This window comes from Candidatus Pseudomonas auctus, assembly GCF_048654275.1.
In the GTDB taxonomy this organism is placed as follows: domain Bacteria; phylum Pseudomonadota; class Gammaproteobacteria; order Pseudomonadales; family Pseudomonadaceae; genus Aquipseudomonas; species Aquipseudomonas pharyngis.
Genome location: NZ_JBJYZK010000001.1, coordinates 604,451 through 622,125, shown reverse-complemented (window position 1 = coordinate 622,125; position 17,675 = coordinate 604,451). Strand labels below are relative to the sequence as shown.

Genomic DNA, 17,675 nt, shown 5'->3' with positions numbered 1-17,675 from the left:
ACGGCGTTTGCCGCCGCCACTGTTTTGCGGCCATCAACCCGTCGGATTGCGCAGTCGCTCAATGATTCTACGGGCACGATTGGCACCGACGTCGACATGAATATCAATCATCGGGCGCGTACCGAACCGGCACATGTTCTGGTACTGCGCCTCGATCACCACTTTGTCTTCGTCGAACGTCAATCGCGTCTGATGCAGGACTTTGGCTGTGACGGCCTCGGGATCATGTTCAGGGTTGGTGGCCATGGTCCAGAAGTAGTGGCTTGAAGTGTCTGTTTCTGGCGTTACGCCGTGAAAACCACGCATGTGGAAACCGCCTCGATCCGGGTTATTCAAATCGTCAGTGCCTGCGTCGATCGCGCCGGTCCAGATGCGCAGGTGATTGACGTGAAACTCGATCTCCTGCCAGCGGTCGATGTTGCCTTTGAACGGATAGGCGGCGGTGTAGGTCGGCGGCGGAACGGAATCGGGCATGTGGCGAACCACGCGAACCATCGAGTCGTCGCTGTCCACACTCATCTGCGCGTTCATGTGAATGCTGGCGTTGCCACCAATGGTGTGCAGATGGACATAGCCCAGGTGACTCAGATCCATGAGGTTGTCGTGGATGAGTTGATAAGGCGCGTCGTAGTGGTAGACATCACCGTCGAACAGGTATTTGCCGCTGCTGTGCACGTCGTAGACCGGTGGCGAGAATGTCGGCTGCGGATGCTCAGCGCTGCCGAACCAGATCCAGATGATCTGATCCTGCTCCCGAACAGGGTAGGCAGGCACTTTGGCTTTGCTCGGAATCTTGTCCTGGCCCGGAATTTCGATGCATTTACCGCCTTCATTGAATAGCAGTCCATGGTAACCGCAGCGCAAACCGCGCTCCTCTACCGTGCCACCGGACAGGGGCAGTGCACGATGGCAGCAGCGGTCTTCCAGTGCGGCGACCTGGTTATCCGCCGTGCGAAAAAGCACTACCGGTTTGTTCAGTAACGTGCGGCCAAGCGGCTGGTTTTTCAGTTCCCGGCTCAAAGCCGCGACGTACCATTGATCGAGCGGGAAGCTCGACGCAGTGGCCGGGAGAATTTCGTGTGCAAGGGGCAGGGCAGCGGTGGTCATGATGTTCTCCGGCGAGCGGTCAAGGCTCGGTTCAGGTCAAAGGTCCAATACCAGGCGGGGCGATTTGGCACGTGAGCAGCATGGGGTGAAACGGTCATTGGCAGCGTGTTCGGCGGCGGTCATGAACTGGTCACGGTGATCGGCAATACCTTCGAGCAAGCCCGTGACGCAGGTGCCGCAGACGCCTTGCTCGCACGATGACTCGATGGCAATCCCGGCCTCATCGAGCACTTCGAATACAGTGCGATCGGCGGGGATGTAAAAAATCCGCCCTGTGCTCGCCAACTGAACTTCGAAGGGCGAATCAGCGCTAGCATCGACCGGTGCAGCGGCGAAGAACTCTCTGTGCACGCGATCTTCGGGCCAGCCAGCGGCGTGCGCGGTGTCGAAGATGAAATTCATGAAGCCGACCGGGCCGCATACGTAGAGGTGGTTTGTGGTATCTGGGGTGGCGAGGAGGGCGGTCGCATCGAGTTTCTGTGCAGGCGATCCGCTGTCGTCATGCAAATGCACGCGGCTGGCGAAGGGCGCTTGGGCGAGCCATTGGATAAACGCGGCACGCTCACGGGATCGAAAGCTGTAATGCAGCTCGAAATCTGCTCCTTGGTGGTGAAGTTCATGGGCCATTGCCACCATCGGCGTGATGCCAATGCCTGCGCCAAACAGCAGGTGGCGCCTGGCTGAGCCTGCGAGTGGAAAGAGGTTGCGTGGTTCGCTGATGCTGAGCGTCTGTCCCTGACTGATGGTGTCGTGCATCGCAGCGGAACCGCCGCGCGAGGCGGGATCTTTCAGCACACTGATGACGTAGCGATGACGCTCTTTGGAGTCATTGCACAGCGAGTACTGCCGGGTCAGACCTTCGGCAATGTGGATGTCGATGTGTGCCCCGGCGTTGAACGGCGGTAGGGGGCGACCGTCTGCTGAGCACAGCTCGAAACTGCAGATATCCTCGGCCTCGTCGACTTTGCGGGTGACGTTGACTTGGAGCATGACTTCTCCCTCCACATTGAAGTGGCTACTGAAAAAAGAAAGGGGGCGAGCGGGTGACGAATCAGCCGGGCAAGAAGAAGTAGAAAGGGTGGCTAATCATGGGCGCCAATAAAGGGCACGGATGGGGAGCGTTCATAAGCAAGACCTGTTAATTATTTTTTTGAGGTTGTGCTACGGCGTATCATGCGGCGCATTGTCCGCAATGCTTGGCTGAGTGAATCCTCAGATAAATTGGTTGCGGTGTCAACCAATATGTAAGGTCTTTGATCTATGGTGTTTTCTCGATGGCTACTGATACACAACTGAACCTATCGCGTTATGTACCTGGCCTGGTGACGTTCCTGGCGAACAAACTCGCCACCGGGGCCTCCCAGTGCTATCGCAAACACTTCGGAATCGGCGTGGTTGAATGGCGGATGCTTTCAATGCTGGCCGTTGAATCCGACATCACCGCCAATCGAATCTGCCAAGCCATCGGCCTCGACAAGAGCGCTGTCAGTCGTTCATTGCAGACATTGGAAGCGGCGGGGCGGATCACCAGTCAACTGGATCCCAAGGATGCACGGCGTTACACCGTGCGATTGACGGCCAGCGGTAAAGAACTGCATGACCGCGTGCTCAAAGTTGCACTTGAGCGAGAGTCGCGTCTGCTCAGCGGCTTGACTCCGGCTGAGATTGATACATTGGTTGACTTGCTTGGGCGCCTGCATCTGCAAGTGCCCAATGTGAACAGCTACGACCCGAGTGAGGAATGAATCAGCGGAAGACCGAGATTTAGCTGTTAAATTCGTCGTTCGTCTTGAATTTTCGCTTAACTACACTAAATGGTCGTTTAGTCGAGTTATTACATAATTATTGAAAATCAATGGAGCAGGCCATGAATCCGAGTCAGATCAGTGCGTCGAACCTGATTGCATCACTGGACCTTGAACCTCATGTTGAGGGCGGCTATTTCCGCAGGACATACCAGGCTGATCACCGGGACATGCTTGAAACCACGAGCGGCTCACGCTTTCTGATGACGTCGATTTACTACCTGCTTACCAAAGATTCACCGGTCGGCCAGTTTCATTTCAACCACTCGGACATCCTGCATTATTTCCATCTGGGCGATGCCATTGAGTACAGCTTGATCCTTGAAGACGGTTCACTGCAGACGTTGGTGATGGGCAGCGATGTTCTAGCCGGACAACATTTGCAATTGCACGTACCGGGCGGAATCTGGAAAGCCTCCAGATTGCTGAATGGTTCGAACGGATTTGGTTTGATCAGCGAAGCGGTTTCACCAGGCTTTGATTTTGCCGATATGGAAATGGGGAACCGGCAGAAACTCACAGCGCGGTATCCGCAGCATCGAGCGCTGATTGAAAAGCTGACGCGTGCCGAGGATTGAGAGCGGCACGTTTTAAATAGAGGGACCTACAGCCAACAAAGATCAGGTCGTTTGAAAGCGATGCTGGAGATCGAAATGGCGTGCGCAACCGGGCTGACTCCGTAATACTTTGTTACGTGTAATGTATATTATGTTAAATAGTGTTTCTGATCGGAACTTCCTCGGTTCACCTTTGACGCCAGGACGCCCTGACTCCCCGGCGTCCTGGTGATATGCAGGTTGAAAACCAAGCCATCGTCACGAAACTCTTCGCGGGTCTTACCGTCACTACTTGCGCTTCCCGGGCAATACCGTCCCCAATACCTGTTTAGCCGTTTGCACGATGACGCCCGCTTCGTCCGGATCACCCTTGAGCAACGTTCTGGCGAATTTCTTTGCCTGTTCCAGCTTGATATGCGGCGGCAACGGCGGCACATTCGGGTCGGTCTTGAATTCAATGACGACCGGTACTTCGGAAGCTAACGCCTGCTCCCAGGCTGCGGCCACGTCTTCCTCCCGATCGACAAAAATGCCTTTGAGGCCGATGGAGATGGCGAACAAATGGTAAGGCACATCCGGAATACTCTGCGAGGCAACGAATTTCGGATCGCCCTCCATCACGCGCTGTTCCCAGGTGACCTGATTCAGATCCTCATTGTTGAACACGGCGCAGATCCACTTCGGGCTGTCCCACTGTCGCCAGTATTTGGCGACCGTTATCAGTTCGGCCATGTTGTTCATCTGCATGGCGCCATCGCCCACCAGGGCGATCACCGGCCGTTGCGGGAAAGCGAACTTCGCCGCTATCGCGTATGGCACAGCGGCGCCCATCGAGGCCAGGCCACCGGAGAGCGAGCACTTCATGCCCTTGCGGATTTTCAAGTCACGGGCGAACCAGTTGGCGCAAGAACCGGAGTCGCTGGTGATGATGGCCTGCTCGGGCAGACGCGGGGACAACTCATACACCACCCGTTGCGGGTTAACCGGGTCGGCCTTGGCCATCGCGCGCTTCTCGAGGGTTTTATCCCAGCTCGCCCGCCAGCCTTCGATCTTTTTACGCCACTTGCGCAGTGGCTTGTGTTCGAGCAACGGTGCCAGTGCCGCCAGGGTCTCAGCCGCATCGCCGGCAAGGTTCACCTCCATCGGGTAGCGCAGACTGAGCATGTCCGGTTGCAGGTCGATCTGAACCCCGCGCGCCTGCCCTTCTTTCGGCAAGAACTCGGCATAAGGAAACCCCGATCCGATCATCAGCAGGGTGTCGCACTCCGTCATCAATTTGTAGCTCGGTTCGGTGCCGAGCAGACCGATACAACCTGTGACCCAAGGTAATTCGTCCGGTAATACAGCTTTGCCGAGCAGTGCCTTTGCCACTCCGGCGCCCAGTTTCTCGGCAATCGCAAACACTTGCTCGCTGGCGTGCAGCGCTCCGGCACCCACCAGAATCGCAACCTTCTCTCCCGCATTCAGTACATCGGCCGCACGTTGCAGATCCGCGTCATAAGGCAGCACTTTCGGCTTGCTGTAACCAACCCCCGAATGCGCAGTGCCGTGGGCCCTCGCCGGCGCCTTGTACTCTAAGTCCTGCAGGTCGTTCGGCAGGATCAACGCAGTCACCCGGCGTTCGCCAATCGCCGTGCGCACCGCACGATCCAGCAAGTGCCGGACCTGAGAAGGCGCCGAGGCCTGTTGCACAAACGCTCCGGCCACATCCTTGAACATCGAGACCAGATCCAGCTCCTGCTGATAATGGCTGCCCAGTGCCGTGCGCGCCTGCTGCCCGACAATCGCCAGCACCGGCATGTGGTCCAGCCGAGCGTCGTACAGTCCGGTGATCAGGTGGGAAGCACCAGGCCCGGATGTCGCGATGCACACACCCAGTTCACCGGTGAATTTGGCATGGGCGGACGCCATGAACGCCGCCATTTCCTCGTGACGCGCCTGGACGAATTCGATCTTGCCGCCCGCCCGGCTCAACGCACCGAAGACGCCGTTGATACCGTCGCCGGGATAACCAAAAATTCGCGTCACCCCCCATTGGCTCAGGCGTTCGACCAGAAAATCACCCACTGTCACCGTCATGTCCGACCTCATCTTTTCATTGCGTATGACATCCCGGTGCGCCGACATCCACGACACGCTCGGGAGATGTAAAGGTCTGGACCGCCCGGCGGACGGCGAAGTTTCGATTAATTGCGGATCACGACGGAGATGCAAGACAGGGTGATAAGGCGCTCTTCATTGTGAGGACCACCGCCAGTCACTTCCCCCGCCTTTCATTATGAACTTACGCTCTCCGTGTGCCCTCTCCCACTTACATCCAGTGAAAGTCAGAGGTAGGACGCCATGAGAGCACTTACGTATCACGGCGCGCACAGCGTCAAAGTCGACAACGTTGCGGATCCAGTCATCCAGGACAGCGATGACATCATTCTTCGAGTGACGGCAACCGCGATTTGCGGATCTGACCTTCACCTTTATCGAGGAAAGATTCCAACCGTCGAGCATGGCGATATTTTCGGTCATGAGTTCATGGGGATCGTCGAGGAGGCAGGTTCAGCGGTGACCGCCGTGCAGCCGGGCGATCGGGTTGTCATTCCCTTCGTCATTGCCTGCGGCAGCTGTTTCTTCTGCGCAATGGATCTGTTCGCGGCCTGCGAAACTACAAATACGGGGCGTGGAGCGATCTTGAATAAAAAGGCGATCCCCCCGGGAGCCGCGCTGTTCGGATTCAGCCATATGTACGGCGGAGTGCCTGGCGGGCAGGCCGAATACGTGCGTGTACCGAAAGCCAACACCGGGCCGTTCAAAGTGCCAGGGACACTGCCGGATGAAAAAGTTCTTTTCCTCTCCGACATCCTCCCGACTGCGTATCAGGCTGTAACGAACGCGGGGATTGGCAACGGCTCCAGCATCGCCATTTATGGTGCGGGCCCTGTCGGTTTATTAAGTGCAGCCTGCGCAAGAATGCTCGGGGCCGACCAGATTTTCATGGTCGATCACCATCCTTACCGCTTGGCTTACGCGCAGAAAACATACGGCGTAATTCCCATCAACTTCGATGAAGACGACGACCCTGCAGATACGATCATTCGGCAAACCAAAGGAATGCGGGGCGTCGACGGCGTCGTGGACGCGGTCGGGTTTGAAGCGAAAGGTAGTACGACGGAAACGGTTCTCGCGACACTCAAGCTCGAGGGAAGTAGCGGCAAAGCTCTGCGCCAGTGTATTGCAGCTGTCAGACGTGGTGGCATTGTGAGTGTCCCTGGAGTCTACTCTGGATTCATACATGGATTCCTTTTCGGGGACGCGTTTGACAAGGGTCTGACTTTCAAAATGGGTCAAACCCACGTGCATCGCTTCCTGCCGGAGCTGCTCCATCACATCGAGGCAGGCCGCCTCTCACCGGAGGTCATCATCAGCCATCGTATGTCGCTGGAACAGGCTCCAGAGGGCTATAAAATTTTTGATAAAAAGGAAGAGGATTGCCGCAAGGTCATTCTGACGCCGGGCGATAGCGATGTGGCTCTACCGGAACACGATGTCAACACCACGGCGTTGGCCACGTAAATGTGTGAATAAAAGAAAGGACGTGAAATATCAAACGATTGTGAGTCATCGGTGGGTCTTTGATTCGGGCCAGGGACCGATCGGCCGGGACGAAATTTTCCCCGTCCCGACCTGTCTGTCGCCGTTATATCTGACCACCGTTGCGCGCAGCGACGGCAACGGTGGTCGGTGAATCGGACAGTGGAACGAAGCGTCGAGTGGCTCCATCCAGCGCATCGATGCAACCTGCCTCGATGTCATAGACCCAGCCATGCAAATTCAAACGTCCTTGCTCAAGCGAAAGCGCCACCGATGGATGAGTCCGCAGGTTCGCCAGTTGTGCGATCACGTTTTCACGAACGAGGCCATCGAGCTTGTCGCGTGGCGTATCGAACTCATGCGCCGCGTTGATCGCTTTCGCGGCGTCCGAGTGACGAAGCCAGTTGGCAACTGCCGGAAGATGATCCAGACACGTGCAGCGTGAAATCGCGCCCATCGCTCCGCAATCCGAGTGGCCGCAGATCACGATGTCCCGTACGCCGAGCACTGCAACCGCATATTCGACGGTGGCCGATACACCACCGGGTTCAGGGCCATACGATGGCACAATGTTGCCGGCGTTGCGGATCACGAACAGCTCACCCGGCTCCCGCTGTGTGAGCAGTTCAGGCACTACACGACTGTCCGAGCATGTTACGAACAACGCCTTTGGGTTTTGCTCTGTCGCGAGCTGCCTGAAAAGCTCGACGCGTTGTGGATACACCTCGCGTTGAAAACGCAGAAAGCCATCAATAATGTCACGCATGGAGTCCTCCAAAACCTGATTCCGGATGCCGAGACGAGCACTTGATGCCTTCGCGTCTCAGTGGGGCGTCATTATTGCAGACGTCGCATGCGAGTGCGCGACATCACATCACTCGAGCTTCGTTTCAAAACCTGTTACGACCAAAACCCCCTGTGCGGTTCAGCCGCCTCCCCCTCCAGCATCGGCCCCAACACACTGACCTTACGTTGCCCCTTGGCGAACACCTCGCGGCACGGCAGCGAGAACGTCGGATTCTCCGGATGGTCCCCCGTCAGTCCCAGCAAGGCATGCTCCGACAAGGCATAGACCACACGTCCGATCCCCGTCCAATACACCGCGCCGGCGCACATGCAGCAAGGCTCGGCGCTGGTGTACAGCGTGCACAGTTCCAACTCCTGCGGCGACAGCAGTTTTGCCGCTGCCGCCGCTGCCACCAACTCGGCATGCTGCGTTGGATCACCTTCCGGGGGCATCGAGTTGTTCCCCGCTTCGACAATCACCTTGCCGTTGCGGTCGGCCACCAATGCCGCGAACGGATGGCGACCGCGTTGCTTCGATGCCTCGGACAAGGCAATGGTCTGGCGCAGTAACGTCAGATCAAGCGCGCTGATGCCAGCCGGGATGAGCTCAGTCAATTGATTCATGGGTAACTCCAGGGCAGTGGAAAACAAAAGTCAGTCGGCCAGTTCAGCCGATGTAGCACCGATGGTTTCGGTCGATTTTTTTTCATCGTTGAGCAGAACGTTGAGGACGATGGCGGTGATCGCTCCGAGGAAAATCCCGCTGTCGAGCACCAGTTTCAGGGTCGGGCCTACGTGTTCGAACAGCGCCGGAAAGGACATCGGCAGCACCCCGACACTCACTGACACGGCGACGATAATGCCGTTGCGCGTGCCCTCGAATTGCACCCGTGACAGTTCCTGAATCCCCGCCACCGTGGTCATGCCGAACATCACAATCGCGCAGCCACCGAGCACCGGCGTCGGCACCGCGGCGATCAACGCGCCGAGTTTCGGGAACAGGCCCATCAGCACCATGATTGCCCCGGCAGCGGCCACAACGAAGCGGCTTTTAACGTTGGAGAGCGCAATCAAGCCGGTGTTCTGAGTAAAGGCGTTGTAAGGAAAGCTGTTGAACAAGCCACCGAGCATGGTCGACAAGCCATCGGCGCGAAATGCATTGCCGAGGGTCTGTTGCGTGGTCGGTTTGCCGGTCAATTTGCCGATCGCCAGACAGTTGCCGGTGGTCTCGGCCATGATGACCAGCATCGCCAGGGTCATGATCAGAATCGGCACCGGCGCGAATTCCGGCGCGCCGAATGCCATCGGCGCACTTAGCTCAAACCACGCCGCTTCGCTGACCCGATTGAAGTGAGTCATGCCGCAAACCGCTGCGATCAGGCTGCCGACAAAGAGACCAATCAGCACGCTGAGGTTGCCGATGAAGCCCTTGAATCTGGCGTAGATCACCAGGGTCACACTGACCGTGGCCAAACCCAGTAACAGATTGGCGGGATTGCCAAAATCTGCCGCATCGGGATTGCCACCCCCCAGCCATATCGCCGCCGCCGGCATCAGCGAGATGCCGATAATGGTGATCAGGCTGCCAATCACCACCGGCGGAAAAAACCGCAGCAATCGGCTGAACACCGGTGCCAGCGCGACGGTGATAAATCCCGCCGCGATCACCGCGCCGAAAATCTGACTGAGGCCGAACTCTTTGCCGATCATGATCATCGGCGCCAGGGCAATGAACGAGCAGCCCTGAATCAGCGGCAGGCGGGCGCCGAACTTCCAGAAACCGAGGGTTTGAATCAGCGTCGCCACACCAGAGGTCAACAGGTTGGCGTTGATCAGCAACACGACTTGCGCCGAGGTCAGCCCCATCGCGCTGCCAAGAATCAGCGGCACCGCCACCGCTCCCGCGTACATCACCAGAACATGCTGCAAGCCAAACGTGAACAACTGTCGCAGTGGCAAAACCTCGTCCACCGGATGAATGCGTTGTGTGGTCATTTCACACGCTCCTGAAGGTGCGGCATCTGTTGAGATTGCGGGCATGCCCAGGGCGTTTGAAGGTGGATCCGCCCCGGAGATCGTTTGACGCGGGGCCATAGTTGAACGTTTATTGCGATGAAACAAATTAGCAACCATCGCTTTTTCCGATGGCACGAATCTGGCATCCGCTAGCCGCTCCAAACCTTCATTTTCGAACCGGGAGTTCAATGCTTGCGCTTCTCACTCGATCAACTGTTGATGTTCGTCCAAGTAGTCAAAAGCGGATCGTTTTCCGCCGCCGGGCGCAAACTGGGCAAGACCCAATCGACCATCAGCGCAGCGATTGCCAACCTCGAAACCGACCTTGGCGTCGACCTGTTCGACCGCAGCAACCGCAGCCCTGCCCTCACCGCCAGCGGCCACAAATTGCTGGTGCAGGCCGAAGCCGTGCTTGAACGCTGCATGACCTTCGAAGCCCACGCCGATTGTCTGTCGGAAAACGTAGAGCCCAGCCTGACACTGGCCATTGAAACGCCGTACGGCCCGATCATGCCGGTGCTCAAAGCCTTCGAAGCAGCCTTCCCCTTTGTCGACCTGATCATTCGTCATCCGGTCCATGGCGACGTCAGTGAACTGGTCAGCAGCGGCGAAGCGGTGCTCGGTGTGGCGTTCTCACAGCCCGGCTACCCCAAGGAGCTGGCGTTCCAGCAACTGGGCAAACTGATCATGCTGCACGTCTGCCATCCCCAGCACCCATTGGCGCAACTCGATAACGTCACGTTCGAGGATCTGCACGTCCATCGCCGCCTTGCCTTCAGCGCCCACGCGAGCAAACTGCCGAGCAGCGAATATCTGCGTTCGACCCAGCTGTGGCAGGCGGAAAGTTATCTGGCGTTATTGGAAATGGTCCGCGCCGGACTCGGCTGGGCCACCCTGCCCCGCCAACTCATTCAGCGTGAACTGGCCAAGGGTGAGCTGGTGGAACTGCAGCTCTCGGCGTATCCGCATACCGACTGGCAGATTGGTGTGGATTTGCTCTGGGCGCGGCAGCGGCCGTTGGGTAAGGCAGAGCGATGGCTGAAGGAGAAGTTGCAGGGCAACAAGGTGTATGAACTGGATCGCAACGGGCAGACCACCACGCTTTGAGATCAATGCAGATGGAACAAGTCGCCTTACGCCTGCCCGATGCTTTACCAATCCCCTGCTTCAGATTTGCGATAAACCACCATCGACCATCAGCTCCACGCCGTTCACGTATCTGGCGTCGTCCGAGGCGAGAAACAGTGCCGCGCTGGCAATTTCTTCGGGTTGCGCCATGTAGCCCAATGGCGTGATTTGCTCGACGTGCTGGCGCAGCGCGGCAATGTCGCTCTCGCTCATTTTCAGCCCGTTGTCCATCAGCGGTGTGCGGGTGAAGCCAGGGCTCAACACGTTTGCGCGGATTTTGCGGTCCTTGAGTTCATTGGCCCACGTGCGTGCAAACGATCGGACCGCCGCCTTCGACGCGTTGTACAGACTCAATCCTTCCATGCCGTTGCTGGAGCAGATTGAGGCAGTCAAGACGATGGACGAAGCGTCTTTCATCAACGGAAGAAGCGTTTGAACGCTGAAGAAAACGCCTTTCACGTTCACGTCGAACGTGGCGTAGTAAGCAGCCTCGCTGGTCTCTCCGAGCGGATTTTTCTCACAGATCCCGGCATTTGCGAACACCGCGTCCAGCCGGTCATCGCGCGTTTGGATTGTCGCTTTGAGCGTGTCGAGATCGGCCTGAAGCGAGACATCGGAAACCACCGCGACAGCTTTGTCGCCGAGTCTGGCAACTGCCGCCTCCAGCCTGTCTGCTGCCCTTCCAGTGATGTAAACGCGTTCGGCGCCCTCGGCGATCAAGGCTTGCGCGATGGAAAACCCGATCCCTGTGGAACCGCCGGTCACGACGGCAACCTGATCGCTGAATTTACCTGACATGTCTGACTCCTCGGTCGTTGATGAAGGGAATGTCTGAAACGACCTGGCCCATGGTGAGCGTCAACGGCGCAGAACGGCACTGACAGGAATGAACGTTGGCCGTGCAGTTTTGTAAGGCGAAAACGCAGGAGAGACTCCCTAAATTGGGACGCGGCGACCTGACCCGGGCAGGCGCGAAGCCTTGCCCTTCAGTCGTCGTCAAACCTGAGTTTCCCTACAGGATGCCTGTCATGTCTCGAATCGAAATCGAAGTGCCCGAACCCCGGCGCTGGTTGATGTTTGCCATCTTGCTCGTCGGTGCGTTTCTGCCGCCCCTGGATTTTTTTATCGTCAACGTCGCCCTGCCCTCGATACAGGAGGATCTGGGGACAGGCTCCTCTGCCGAGCAGCTGGTGATTTCTTCCTATGCAACGCTCTATGCCGTGACGCTGATTACCGGCGGACGACTCGGCGATCTGTACGGCCGCGGGCGGATGTTCTTCCTTGGCCTGCTGGGCTTCGCCGCCGCGTCGCTGATGTGCGGCGTGGCGGTTTCGCCGTGGATGCTCATCCTCGGACGCGCCTTGCAGGGTGTGACCGCCGCGGTAATGGCCCCTCAGGCACTTGCATCGGTGCAGGCGATTTTCCCAGTGTCGGAAAGACCATTGGCATTGAGCATTTACGGGGCCGTATTTGGACTGGCGTCTGTGATCGGTCAGGCACTGGGCGGCTTTTTGATTGAGGTCGACGTGTTGCGCATGGGATGGCGCGCGATCTTCCTGGTCAACCTGCCGATCGCGTTGTTGGTGATTGCGTTCGGCATCCGTGTGCTCAAAGAAACGCGTGCGCAACACGCGAGCAAGCTGGATCTGGTGGGCACCGCGTTGTCGATGCTGACGCTGACCACCCTTGTGGTGCCGTTGATTGAAGGCCGCGAGGCGGGATGGCCGTGGTGGGCCTGGCTGTCGCTGGCCGCCAGTCCTGTGCTGGCGGTAGTGTTCTGGCGCTACGAGAGCTGTTTGCACCGGACCGGAGGAACTCCCATCCTCGCCCCGGCCGTACTGAATGCACCGGGCCTGGGGCGAGCGCTTCTGGTCGCGCTTTGCTTCTATTCAATCGGTGTGTTTTTTCTGATGTTTTCGATGTACATGCAAAGCGCATTGCATATGAGCGCACTGCATGCCGGCCTGATCTTTCTGCCGTTTGGCGCGGGATTTCTGCTCGGTCCCCTGTCGGTTCCGCTCCTCAGGCGCGTCCTCGGGGGCTACGTGAATCCTGTAGGCATGGGACTGGAAGTAGTCGGATTACTATGGCTGGGCTGGCTCGTGTCAGTGACACCGACTACCCTCGCCCCGCCCTTAACTTCCATGACGGTCATCCTGTTCCTGATCGGTCTGGGACAAGGGCTCGGTCTGCCGACGTTGATGCGCATGGTCACGGGACGGGTAGCGCCGGCGTATGCCGGGATGATCGCAGGCATTACCAGCGCCACGCTGCAGATCAGCACATCGCTGAGCGTCGCACTGATTGGCGGTGTGTTTTATACCTTGCTCGGAGAACCGGCGACGGCGGTCAGCATCACTCATGCGTTCACGATCGCTGTTCTGTGCATCGCCGTTTGCCTGGCCGTAGGGGCAGCGATAAGCCTGGCGTTAGCGCGCGAGCCAGCGACGGTAGCGCAAGCCTCGGCTGTTCGCCCGACCTGAGGCGCTACCCCGCACCGATCATGTTGGAGGCAAGGTCAGCCAGGGCGCGCAGCCGGTCCATCTGGCGCATGTCCTGGTGATACCCCATCCAGATATCTCGCCCTGGCGGTGGCTCGTCCTCATCCAGCAGTCGCAGTCCCGACACGGAGTCACCGAGGACGCGGGGCAAGACGGCAACGCCCAGGCCCTTCGCGCACATCTGTGCCTGAACCGTACGGCTGCTGCTGGTGAACACGGTGCGGGCCAGCGGATAGCGTTGCTGCAGCCATTGCACGTCCGGGTAATGGGCCTGGGCGATGTTCATCAGGATCAGGCCAAGCCCATCGCCGTCCGGCTGCGGCGCCGGGACATGCAAAGCCGCGTATAGGCCGTACGACAGAGTTGTCAGCTTGCGGTGCACTATGTCGGGTTCGGTGAAAGGTACGATCCGGAAAGCGATGTCGGCATCCCGGCGGGCAAGATCGAACAGTCTATGCCCGGCGATGACTTCGGGAACGATCAACGGGTAGCGGTGCACCAGTTCGCTGAGAACCGGCGACAAAACATGACAGGCGAACCAGTCGGCTGAGGATATCCGCAACAGGCCTTCAGGCTGATCACCATGCCCCGCCAGACGCCGCTCGATGGCCAAGGCGCTGTGTTCCATGTCCTGCGCCAGACCGAGAATCCTCTCGCCACTGTCCGTGAGCACCAGCCCTTGAGCGGTCCGCAGGAAAAAGGCTTGCCCACTGGTTTGTTCAAGCACCTGCAAGCGCCGTCCGACCGTCGGATGACTGACCCCCAACTCCCTGGCGGCTCCGCCCAGCGAGCCGCTGCGGGCAATCGCCAGGAAGATCCGCATGTCACTCCAGTCCATGCCCTCGCCCCGTACAAAAATGAACATTGAGTGGTCAGCTTATAGTTCAAGTAGATGGCTGTTCATGAATTTCGATTCAATCAGCCGATCTGATCAGCCTCGCGACAATGACTTCAAACGCTCCACCAGCGCGGCTTCGAAAATGATGTACAGCCTCTCGGCATCGCCGGCACGCAAGGCCCCGCCGGTTTCCAGTCCCAGCACGAAACCATCCGCCCGCGCCCCTGCCTTGACAGCAATGATCATCGAGTCTGCCCGGACAATCTGCGCCAGCAGCCGGTCCGCTTCTCGCTGAATCTTGTCGCCCAACACCACGCCTTCCACATCGCCACCCAATACGTTCAATTAGACATCCAGTACATGACCGCGATAACCGCTGAAACCCAGATGATGGTCAATACAATCGAGTAACCAGCCAGTTGCTTGTCCATTTTCACCACGGCATCAATATGAATCTGAATGATGGGTCAGGATCGGCCCGCTCGCAATGTCAGTTCGTCCCCTTCATCCATCGCACTCCGGGTAAACGTCCGTACTCCGATTTGCAACAGAACCCCTTTCAGCGACAAGGGTCTGCTCTCTTAATACACCTCGGAAATCTATCCAATGTCCGCGCAACGCAGTCTCGTCATACTCGCTCGGGGCGGATACGCCGCTCGCGGAGTGCTTTATTTGATCATCGGCATATTCGCGCTATTGGCAGCCCAGGATTCGACAAAACCCAAAGACAGTCACAAGAGCCTGGAGGCCTTGCTGAGCCAGCCGTTCGGCTATTTTCTGGTGGGCCTTGTGGTGGCGGGTCTGCTTGCGTTTGCAGCCTGGCGTGTCCTGCAAGCGATACGCGATGTCGATCATCACGGCACGCAGCTCAAAGGGCTGGTGATTCGTGCAGGCCTGTTTGCAGGAGGTCTGGTCAACGGTGCTCTGGCGTTTTTTGCGTTGGGCCTGCTTGTGAGTGGTAGCCGCAGTTCGAACCATTCCGCAGAGCAGACCAAAGACTGGCTGGCGCATCTTTTGTCGTGGGAACACTCGAATCTATTGTTGTACCTGATTGCGCTCATTCCGCTGGGGGTTGGCGTTGCGCACATCATCAAGGGCTGGAAGGCCTCGTTCGAGAAGTATTTTGAGGCCGACGAAGAGGTCATGCGCTATGTCCGTCCGGTGTCTCGCTTCGGTCTGATCGCTCGCGGCGTCGTGTTTATGGAGATTGCTTTGCTGCTGGCCGTCAGCGGTTCCGCTTATCAAGCCATGGACCCGCCTGGCATGAAGGAAGCGCTGGACGCGCTGCAGAATCTGCCCGCTGGATGGCTTCTTTTGATGGTAATGGCCCTGGGGCTGATTGCGTTCTCGGTTTACAGTTTCTCGGAAGCGTGTTGGCGCAAGATCAATATGGATGTGCTTCAGTAACTGAAGTCATGCCCCAACTCACGCTGCATCCATTCCAGAAAACGCCTCACCCGTGGAAACCCCGCATGCGCCTTCGGGAAAACCAGGTGGTGTGCGGTGATCGGGGCGCTCAACCCGGGAATGACTTCGACCAACTCGCCGCGCGCCAGGTAGTCCTGCGCCAGCAGCGTGCTTTCCAATGCAAATCCAAGCCCGTGGCTGGCGGCTTCGAGGGTCATGTAGGAGCGGTCAAAGCTCAAGGTGTAGGGGCTTTCTGGGCGCGACAGCCCGTGTTGAGCAAACAGTTGCGGCCACTTGATCAGCGTCGCTTCCGACAGGATCAGGTTGCAGTCCAGCAAGTCGGCGACGGCGCGGATGGGGCGTTTTTCCAGAAGCTTGGGTGATGCGAGAACTGCGATTTTTTCGTTGCGCAGCGTACGCACTTCGAAACTTGGCCAGTTCGGCATGCCGTGGCGGATGTCCACGTCGATCTTGTCCCGACTGAAGTGCAGCGATTCATAAGAGCATGAGAGATTGAGCTGAATGTCGGGATGGCTCTCGCGAAACTGTTCCAGGCGCGGCATCAGCCACAACAGGCCGAAGCTGGGTGATGAATGCAATCGCAGACAGTCGAGGCTGACATCACTGGTCGCGCGCTCTGTTGCCACCGCCAGGCTGTGCAGGATGCCGGATATCTCGGACAGGTATTGCTCGCCCACGGGCGTCAACGTCACCCCTCTGGCCGTTCTGAGGAACAGCTGCCGCCCGATCATCGCCTCGAGTTTGGCCAGTTGGTGACTGACTGCCGAGGGCGTCAGGTCCAGCACTTCGGCCGCACGCGCGACGTTGCCAAAGCGCGCAGTTTGCTCAAAGGCCTGAATGGCTTTCAGGGGTGGCAGGATTGGCGGTGCTTCGCCAGATGAACTCATCATGTGGGTTGTTCCGCTGCAAGTGGCTGAGGCCGGGCGTTCGGCTATTCAAACACCGCAACCGCATGTTGGCGAGTGCTGAATTTTTTTCAGCATCCAGTGAAGTTTGCGTTATTGCTCAGGGTCGTTGCGGGAGACAAGCTGAGTCATCGGTTCTGCACGGACCGACTCAATAAAAACAATCAGAGGTTTCTCCCATGCTTCTTCAAGGCAAAGTCGCGATCATCACAGGTGCTGCCTCCGCACGTGGTATCGGCCGCGCGACAGCTACGACCTTCGCTCAACATGGCGCCCGGGTGGTGATTCTGGATCTGGACGCATCCGCTGCCCGCGATGCCGCTGCCTCTTTGGGCGAGGGGCATCTCGGCCTGGCTGCCAACGTCGCCGACGAGTCCCAGGTGCAGCAGGCTGTCGCCACCGTCATCGAACACTTTGGCCGGATCGACATACTGGTCAACAATGCCGGCATCACCCAACCCCTCAAGACCCTCGATATCCGCCCCGGTGATTACGACAAGGTGCTGGACGTCAGCCTGCGCGGTACGTTGCTGATGTCCCAGGCGGTGATTCCGCTCATGCGCCAGCAAGCCAGCGGCAGCATTGTGTGCATGTCTTCGGTTTCCGCGCAGCGCGGCGGCGGCATTTTTGGCGGGCCTCATTACAGCGCCGCCAAGGCCGGTGTGCTGGGCCTGGCCAAGGCCATGGCGCGTGAGCTTGGGCCGGACAACGTGCGCGTCAACTCCATCGCCCCCGGCCTGATTCACACCGACATTACTGGCGGCCTGATGCAGGACGAGCGCCGCCACGCGATCATCGACGGCATTCCGCTGGGTCGCCTGGGCGAGGCCCAGGATGTGGCCAATGCGGCGCTGTTCCTGGCCAGCGACCTGTCCTCCTATCTGACCGGCATCACCCTGGATGTGAACGGCGGCATGCTGATTCACTGACACACGTGGCGGGCCTCGCGGCCCGTGCGGTTCTGGATCGATGATACGGCCGGGCAGGCTTGCCCGGCGGTCAATAAAAACAAGAGATCA

At 58.4% G+C, this 17,675-nt stretch carries 17 protein-coding genes; 7 read left to right on the top strand and 10 right to left on the bottom strand.

Going from position 1 to position 17,675, the window contains the following annotated elements:
- Positions 1 to 33: 33 nt before the first annotated feature.
- Both ACKUG4_RS02775 and ACKUG4_RS02770 read right to left on the bottom strand, forming a co-directional pair.
- Positions 34 to 1,107 (bottom strand): Rieske 2Fe-2S domain-containing protein, encoded by a 1,074-nt coding sequence (locus ACKUG4_RS02775; RefSeq protein ID WP_064596598.1) that lies wholly within the window; start codon positions 1,105 to 1,107, stop codon positions 34 to 36.
- 36 nt (positions 1,108 to 1,143) lie between these two features.
- Positions 1,144 to 2,097 carry a PDR/VanB family oxidoreductase gene (locus ACKUG4_RS02770; protein WP_445433366.1) on the bottom strand — a complete coding sequence of 318 codons (954 nt, stop codon included), beginning with the start codon at positions 2,095 to 2,097 and terminating at the stop codon, positions 1,144 to 1,146.
- A gap of 284 nt (positions 2,098 to 2,381) precedes the next feature.
- On the opposite strand from ACKUG4_RS02770, the gene ACKUG4_RS02765 reads away from it, so the two are divergent.
- Positions 2,382 to 2,852, top strand: a complete 471-nt coding sequence (locus ACKUG4_RS02765; protein WP_445433365.1) for a MarR family winged helix-turn-helix transcriptional regulator — start codon at positions 2,382 to 2,384, stop codon at positions 2,850 to 2,852.
- A 122-nt stretch (positions 2,853 to 2,974) separates the two neighbouring features.
- Entirely contained in the window at positions 2,975 to 3,490 is a 516-nt protein-coding gene (locus tag ACKUG4_RS02760; RefSeq protein WP_445433364.1) for a cupin domain-containing protein, read from the top strand.
- 267 nt (positions 3,491 to 3,757) lie between these two features.
- Here the strand turns inward: ACKUG4_RS02760 and ACKUG4_RS02755 are convergent, their stop codons facing one another.
- Positions 3,758 to 5,548, bottom strand: coding sequence for a thiamine pyrophosphate-requiring protein (locus ACKUG4_RS02755; protein ID WP_064596592.1), 1,791 nt, complete (start codon positions 5,546 to 5,548; stop codon positions 3,758 to 3,760).
- Positions 5,549 to 5,812: 264 nt separating this feature from the next.
- Here ACKUG4_RS02755 and ACKUG4_RS02750 point away from each other — a divergent pair, with 264 nt between their 5' ends.
- Positions 5,813 to 7,036 carry a zinc-dependent alcohol dehydrogenase gene (locus ACKUG4_RS02750; protein ID WP_064596590.1) on the top strand — a complete coding sequence of 408 codons (1,224 nt, stop codon included), beginning with the start codon at positions 5,813 to 5,815 and terminating at the stop codon, positions 7,034 to 7,036.
- 124 nt (positions 7,037 to 7,160) lie between these two features.
- Here ACKUG4_RS02750 and ACKUG4_RS02745 read toward each other — a convergent pair whose 3' ends face one another.
- From ACKUG4_RS02745 to ACKUG4_RS02735, 3 genes are all read right to left on the bottom strand, one after another.
- Positions 7,161 to 7,820, bottom strand: a complete 660-nt coding sequence (locus ACKUG4_RS02745; RefSeq protein WP_445433363.1) for a carbonic anhydrase — start codon at positions 7,818 to 7,820, stop codon at positions 7,161 to 7,163.
- Between the two features lie 134 nt (positions 7,821 to 7,954).
- The gene (locus ACKUG4_RS02740) at positions 7,955 to 8,464 is read right to left on the bottom strand and encodes a nucleoside deaminase (protein ID WP_011334143.1); all 510 of its coding nucleotides are present in this window, start codon (positions 8,462 to 8,464) and stop codon (positions 7,955 to 7,957) included.
- A 30-nt stretch (positions 8,465 to 8,494) separates the two neighbouring features.
- Entirely contained in the window at positions 8,495 to 9,835 is a 1,341-nt protein-coding gene (locus tag ACKUG4_RS02735) for a nucleobase:cation symporter-2 family protein (RefSeq protein ID WP_445433362.1), read from the bottom strand.
- 213 nt (positions 9,836 to 10,048) lie between these two features.
- On the opposite strand from ACKUG4_RS02735, the gene ACKUG4_RS02730 reads away from it, so the two are divergent.
- Positions 10,049 to 10,963 carry a LysR family transcriptional regulator gene (locus ACKUG4_RS02730; RefSeq protein WP_085646569.1) on the top strand — a complete coding sequence of 305 codons (915 nt, stop codon included), beginning with the start codon at positions 10,049 to 10,051 and terminating at the stop codon, positions 10,961 to 10,963.
- Between the two features lie 60 nt (positions 10,964 to 11,023).
- Here ACKUG4_RS02730 and ACKUG4_RS02725 read toward each other — a convergent pair whose 3' ends face one another.
- Positions 11,024 to 11,782 carry an SDR family NAD(P)-dependent oxidoreductase gene (locus ACKUG4_RS02725; RefSeq protein ID WP_445433361.1) on the bottom strand — a complete coding sequence of 253 codons (759 nt, stop codon included), beginning with the start codon at positions 11,780 to 11,782 and terminating at the stop codon, positions 11,024 to 11,026.
- 230 nt (positions 11,783 to 12,012) lie between these two features.
- Between ACKUG4_RS02725 and ACKUG4_RS02720 the strand changes: the two genes are divergently transcribed.
- Entirely contained in the window at positions 12,013 to 13,467 is a 1,455-nt protein-coding gene (locus tag ACKUG4_RS02720) for an MFS transporter (RefSeq protein ID WP_445433360.1), read from the top strand.
- A gap of 4 nt (positions 13,468 to 13,471) precedes the next feature.
- On the opposite strand, the gene ACKUG4_RS02715 is transcribed toward ACKUG4_RS02720, so the two are convergent.
- Both ACKUG4_RS02715 and ACKUG4_RS02710 read right to left on the bottom strand, forming a co-directional pair.
- The gene (locus ACKUG4_RS02715) at positions 13,472 to 14,323 is read right to left on the bottom strand and encodes a LysR family transcriptional regulator (RefSeq protein ID WP_445433359.1); all 852 of its coding nucleotides are present in this window, start codon (positions 14,321 to 14,323) and stop codon (positions 13,472 to 13,474) included.
- 93 nt (positions 14,324 to 14,416) lie between these two features.
- Positions 14,417 to 14,647 (bottom strand): hypothetical protein, encoded by a 231-nt coding sequence (locus ACKUG4_RS02710; protein ID WP_011334137.1) that lies wholly within the window; start codon positions 14,645 to 14,647, stop codon positions 14,417 to 14,419.
- A 282-nt stretch (positions 14,648 to 14,929) separates the two neighbouring features.
- On the opposite strand from ACKUG4_RS02710, the gene ACKUG4_RS02705 reads away from it, so the two are divergent.
- Positions 14,930 to 15,730 carry a DUF1206 domain-containing protein gene (locus ACKUG4_RS02705; protein ID WP_221397345.1) on the top strand — a complete coding sequence of 267 codons (801 nt, stop codon included), beginning with the start codon at positions 14,930 to 14,932 and terminating at the stop codon, positions 15,728 to 15,730.
- On the opposite strand, the gene ACKUG4_RS02700 is transcribed toward ACKUG4_RS02705, so the two are convergent.
- Positions 15,724 to 16,638: a LysR substrate-binding domain-containing protein gene (locus ACKUG4_RS02700; protein WP_011334135.1), complete on the bottom strand. Its 915-nt coding sequence runs from the start codon at positions 16,636 to 16,638 to the stop codon at positions 15,724 to 15,726. The genes ACKUG4_RS02705 and ACKUG4_RS02700 overlap by 7 nt on opposite strands.
- A gap of 197 nt (positions 16,639 to 16,835) precedes the next feature.
- On the opposite strand from ACKUG4_RS02700, the gene ACKUG4_RS02695 reads away from it, so the two are divergent.
- Positions 16,836 to 17,585: an SDR family NAD(P)-dependent oxidoreductase gene (locus ACKUG4_RS02695; protein ID WP_064381592.1), complete on the top strand. Its 750-nt coding sequence runs from the start codon at positions 16,836 to 16,838 to the stop codon at positions 17,583 to 17,585.
- Positions 17,586 to 17,675: the final 90 nt, after the last annotated feature.

Excerpts from the sequence above, each read along its gene's own strand:
- ACKUG4_RS02775 (WP_064596598.1), bottom strand. The coding sequence starts at position 1,107 with ATGACCACCGCTGCCCTGCCCCTTGCACACGAAATTCTCCCGGCCACT.
- ACKUG4_RS02770 (WP_445433366.1), bottom strand. The coding sequence starts at position 2,097 with ATGCTCCAAGTCAACGTCACCCGCAAAGTCGACGAGGCCGAGGATATC.
- ACKUG4_RS02765 (WP_445433365.1), top strand. The coding sequence starts at position 2,382 with ATGGCTACTGATACACAACTGAACCTATCGCGTTATGTACCTGGCCTG.
- ACKUG4_RS02760 (WP_445433364.1), top strand. The coding sequence starts at position 2,975 with ATGAATCCGAGTCAGATCAGTGCGTCGAACCTGATTGCATCACTGGAC.
- ACKUG4_RS02755 (WP_064596592.1), bottom strand. The coding sequence starts at position 5,548 with ATGACGGTGACAGTGGGTGATTTTCTGGTCGAACGCCTGAGCCAATGG.
- ACKUG4_RS02750 (WP_064596590.1), top strand. The coding sequence starts at position 5,813 with ATGAGAGCACTTACGTATCACGGCGCGCACAGCGTCAAAGTCGACAAC.
- ACKUG4_RS02745 (WP_445433363.1), bottom strand. The coding sequence starts at position 7,820 with ATGCGTGACATTATTGATGGCTTTCTGCGTTTTCAACGCGAGGTGTAT.
- ACKUG4_RS02740 (WP_011334143.1), bottom strand. The coding sequence starts at position 8,464 with ATGAATCAATTGACTGAGCTCATCCCGGCTGGCATCAGCGCGCTTGAT.
- ACKUG4_RS02735 (WP_445433362.1), bottom strand. The coding sequence starts at position 9,835 with ATGACCACACAACGCATTCATCCGGTGGACGAGGTTTTGCCACTGCGA.
- ACKUG4_RS02725 (WP_445433361.1), bottom strand. The coding sequence starts at position 11,782 with ATGTCAGGTAAATTCAGCGATCAGGTTGCCGTCGTGACCGGCGGTTCC.
- ACKUG4_RS02720 (WP_445433360.1), top strand. The coding sequence starts at position 12,013 with ATGTCTCGAATCGAAATCGAAGTGCCCGAACCCCGGCGCTGGTTGATG.
- ACKUG4_RS02715 (WP_445433359.1), bottom strand. The coding sequence starts at position 14,323 with ATGGACTGGAGTGACATGCGGATCTTCCTGGCGATTGCCCGCAGCGGC.
- ACKUG4_RS02705 (WP_221397345.1), top strand. The coding sequence starts at position 14,930 with ATGTCCGCGCAACGCAGTCTCGTCATACTCGCTCGGGGCGGATACGCC.
- ACKUG4_RS02700 (WP_011334135.1), bottom strand. The coding sequence starts at position 16,638 with ATGAGTTCATCTGGCGAAGCACCGCCAATCCTGCCACCCCTGAAAGCC.
- ACKUG4_RS02695 (WP_064381592.1), top strand. The coding sequence starts at position 16,836 with ATGCTTCTTCAAGGCAAAGTCGCGATCATCACAGGTGCTGCCTCCGCA.